Annotated in this window: 5 protein-coding genes; 3 read left to right on the top strand and 2 right to left on the bottom strand. The window is 65.6% G+C overall.

Annotation, left to right across the window (positions count from 1 at the left end):
* The 3 genes from VFL62_RS26800 to VFL62_RS26790 all read left to right on the top strand — a co-directional run.
* Window positions 1-1,336 (top strand): PQQ-dependent dehydrogenase, methanol/ethanol family (locus tag VFL62_RS26800; protein WP_325175416.1); only part of this gene is annotated, 1,336 nt, incomplete at its 5' end.
* Between the two features lie 26 nt (window positions 1,337-1,362).
* The gene (locus VFL62_RS26795) at window positions 1,363-1,692 is read left to right on the top strand and encodes a cytochrome c (RefSeq protein WP_325175415.1); all 330 of its coding nucleotides are present in this window, start codon (window positions 1,363-1,365) and stop codon (window positions 1,690-1,692) included.
* A 57-nt stretch (window positions 1,693-1,749) separates the two neighbouring features.
* Window positions 1,750-2,721, top strand: a complete 972-nt coding sequence (locus tag VFL62_RS26790; RefSeq protein WP_325175414.1) for a tripartite tricarboxylate transporter substrate binding protein — start codon at window positions 1,750-1,752, stop codon at window positions 2,719-2,721.
* Window positions 2,722-2,736: 15 nt separating this feature from the next.
* Here VFL62_RS26790 and VFL62_RS26785 read toward each other — a convergent pair whose 3' ends face one another.
* Window positions 2,737-3,537 (bottom strand): xanthine dehydrogenase family protein subunit M, encoded by an 801-nt coding sequence (locus VFL62_RS26785; RefSeq protein WP_325175413.1) that lies wholly within the window; start codon window positions 3,535-3,537, stop codon window positions 2,737-2,739.
* A gap of 15 nt (window positions 3,538-3,552) precedes the next feature.
* Window positions 3,553-3,949, bottom strand: a 397-nt coding sequence (locus VFL62_RS26780; protein ID WP_325175412.1) for a molybdopterin cofactor-binding domain-containing protein, incomplete at its 5' end; no start/stop codon positions are given.

Here is a 3,949-nt window from a genome sequence, read left to right as displayed (position 1 = left end):
GCCCGAGACGCCGCGCATCGTGTGCTGCGGTGTCTCCAACAAGGGCGCCGCGATCCTCAACGGCAAGCTCTACCGCACCACGCTCGACGCCCACGTCATCGCGCTCGACATGAAGACCGGCAAGGAGCTCTGGAACTCGAAGGCCGCCGAGTGGAAGGAAGGCTATTCCATGACGGTGGCGCCCTTGATCGCCGACAACGTGCTGATCACCGGCATCTCCGGCGCGGAGTTCGGCATTCGCGGCTTCATCGACGGCTGGGACCCGGAAACCGGCAAGCACCTGTGGCGCCGCTACACGATTCCGGCGCGCGGCGAGCCCGGCAACGAGACCTGGCCGCAGGACACCGACGCCTGGAAAACCGGTGGCGGCTCAAGCTGGATCACCGGCTCCTACGATCCCGACCTCGACCTCACCTATTGGGGCACCGGCAATCCGGCGCCGTGGGCGTCGCAATCGCGGCCCGGCGACAACCTCTACACCGCCTCGGTGCTGGCGATGCGGCCGAAGACGGGCGAGATCGTCTGGCATTACCAGTTCACGCCGAACGACCAATACGACTACGACGGCAACTGGGAAATGATCCTTGGCGAGCTCACCGTCGACGGCGCCAAGCGCAAGGTGCTGATGCAGCTCAACCGCAACGGCTTTCTCTATGTGATCGACCGCGCCAGCGGCCAGTTGATCTCGGCAAAGCCGTTCGAGCGGGTGAACTGGGCGAGCGGCGTCGACATGAAGACCGGACGGCCGATCGAGACCGACATCGCCAGGAAACTACGCGCCGGCGAACAGGTCGAGATCTGGCCGACCCAGCGGGGCGCCAAGAACTGGCCGCACGCCGCCTTCAATCCCGAAACCGGATTGCTTTACGCCAACACCATGCATTCGGCGCGGCTGTTCAAGGCCTTGCCGACCGGACCTTACGTGCCCGGACAACGTTACATGTTCGTGGAGAATCTGCCGGCCAAGCAGCCCGAGGGCGAGCCGATCGGCCATGTCGACGCGATCGAGCCGTTGACCGCCAAGCAGGTGTGGCGCGCCCCGCTATGGGACCACCCGCAGTGGTCGGCGATCGTCGCGACCGGCGGCGGGCTGTTGTTCACCGGCAAGGAAACCGGCGAGTTCGTCGCTATCGACGCCGAGAATGGCAAGACGCTGTGGCAGTTCCAGACCGGTTCCGGCATCAACGCGCAGCCGATCACCTACACCTACAAGGGCCGGCAATATGTGACCGTGCTGTCGGGCCTCGGCGGCGTGTACGCAAACCAGGCGCGCGAGGCGCTCAAGGACATCCCGCCCGGCGGCTCGGTGTGGACGTTCGCGCTGATGCCGGAATGAAGACGGGCGGTGAGTAAGGTTTCGGAATGCCACGACTGACGAGAGGGATTTTTCTAGCCGCCGCCCTGCTGTGCGCGGCCGCCGCCGAAGCACAGACCCAAGGCCAGAGCTTTCCGCCGCAGCAGATCGCAGCCGGCGCCGACATCTTCGCCCGCAACTGTTCGCCGTGCCATGGGCCGCGAATGCAGGACCCGGAAAGCGCGTTCGACCTGCGCAAGTTTCCGCCCGGCGAGCACGAGCGTTTCGTGCGCTCGGTGACCAATGGCAAGAACCAGATGCCGCCGTGGGGCGACCTGCTCAAGCCCGACGAGATCGAGGCGCTGTGGGCCTATGTCACCATGGGCGAGAAGAAATGAGCGCCAGGCATTTTGGCGCGGGTGCTTGATGCCGAGAGGCATCGCAAGGAGACGACGATGAGATCAGTGATCGCTGCCGTCGCGGCCGTTGTCTTGTTCGTGCACGGTGCCGCAGCCGAGAGTTTCCCGAGCCGGTCGATCACGCTCGTGGTCGCGGCCGCAGCCGGCGGCACCACCGACGTGCTGGCGCGGATCGTGGCCAAGCACATGGGCGAAAACCTCGGCCAATCCGTCATCGTCGAGAACGTGACCGGCGGCGGCGCCACCGTCGGCACGCGCCGCGTGGTTCGCGCCGACGCCGACGGCTACACGCTGATCTTCGGCAATGTCGGCTCGCTGGCGGCGAACGTCTGGCTGTTTCCCAACCTTGGTTTCGATCCGCGGCAGGATCTCGCGCCGATTGGCCTGGTCGCGATCGTGCCCATGGTGCTGTCGGTCAGCAAGAAGAGCGGCATCCACGACATGGCCGGCCTGATCGCGGCGCTGAAGGCAAGGCCCGGCGCGCTGAATTTCGGTCATGCGGGTCCGGGCACGACCACTCATCTGGCGGCCATCACCTTTCTGCATGTGACGGGCACGCAGGCCCACGACATCCCCTATCGCGGCTCCGGCCCCGCGATCAACGATCTCGTCGCCGGCACCATCGATGCGGTGATCGACCAGACCGTCACCATGATCCCGATGCATACCGGCGGCAACGTCACGGCGATCGCAACCTCGAGCAGCGAGCGTGTCGCCCAGATTCCCGACGTGCCGACCTTCGCGCAAGCCGGCGTCCCCGCTTTCGACCTGACGGTCTGGAACGCGATCGAAGCCCCTGCGGCGACGCCGAAACCGGTGCTCGAGCGCCTCGAATCCTCACTCAAGACCGCGCTGGCCAATCCGGAGCTGAAACATCGTTTCGCCGAGCTTGCAGCCGACATACCGCGGCCCGATCAGGTCGGCGCCGAGCCGCTGCGGCGGCTGATCGCCTCCGACATCGAACGCTTCGGCCCGATTATCAAGGCCGTCGGCGTGAAGCTCGAATAGCGGCGAAGCGACGCCTTACCCCGCCGCCGCCACCGCGCGTTCGGCCATCACCTTGATCAGGTTGGCGCGGTAGTCGGCGGAGCCATGGATGTCGCTCATGAGCCCGCTTGCCGGGATGGTGACGCTCGCCAGCGCGCCGGCGCTCCAGTTCGCCTTCAAGGCCGCCTCGATCGCGGCGACACGCATCACGCCGTTTTGCGAAGCGCCGGTCGCGGCGACACGGACATCTCCGGATTTCGTCTTGGCGACGAAGACGCCGGTCAGCGCAAAGCGCGAGGCCGGATGCGGGAATTTCGCGTAACCGGCTTTGGCCGGGATCGGGAAGCTGACCGAGGTGATGATCTCGCCGTCTTCGAGGGCGGTGGCAAACAAGCCCTTGAAGAAATCATCGGCCGCGATCGAACGCTTGTTGGTCTTGATGGTCGCGCCAAGTGCAAGCACGGCACTGGGGTAGTCGGCCGACGGATCATTATTGGCGAGCGAACCGCCGATGGTGCCGCGATGACGCACGGCCGGATCGCCGATGAGTGAAGCAAGATGCGCAAGCGCGGGAAGCGCCTTCTGCAACGCCGCGTTCGACGCCACATCATAATGCGGCGTCGCGGCCTTGATCGTCACCGTGTCGGGCGCAGCCTCGACGCCGATCAGTTCCTTGATCCTGGCCAGATCGATCACGTCGGAAGGCGCGGCGAGCCGCTGCTTCATCACCGGGATCAGCGTCTGCCCGCCCGCAAGGTACTTGGCCTCCTTGACCTTGCCGAACAGCGCAACCGCTTCGTCGACCGAGGAGGGACGATGATAAGTGGTCTGGTACATCTGTCGTCTCCTCTCTCAGGCTGCCTTGCCGTTGATCACATGCCAGACGCGATCGGGCGTCGCCGGCATTTCCAGTTTGTTGTTGCCGATCGCGTCCGTGATCGCGTTGATCACGGCAGCGGACGCGCCGATCGCGCCGGCCTCGCCGCAGCCCTTGACGCCGAGCGGATTGCCCGGGCACAGCGTCGTGGTGTGCGACAGCTTGAACGATGGCAGGTCGTCGGCGCGCGGCATGGTGTAATCCATGAACGACGCGGTGACCGGCTGGCCGTTGCCGTCGTAGACGGCATGCTCCAGCAGCGCCTGCCCGATGCCCTGCACCAGGCCGCCATGGACCTGGCCTTCGACGATCATCGGGTTGATCAGCCGGCCGAAATCGTCGGCCGCGACGAAGTTGATGAAGCTGGTCTTG

The organism is Bradyrhizobium sp. (genome assembly GCF_035701725.1).
In the GTDB taxonomy this organism is placed as follows: domain Bacteria; phylum Pseudomonadota; class Alphaproteobacteria; order Rhizobiales; family Xanthobacteraceae; genus Bradyrhizobium.
The sequence above is the reverse complement of the archived record's forward strand: the minus strand, read 5'-3'. Positions and strand labels throughout refer to the sequence as shown.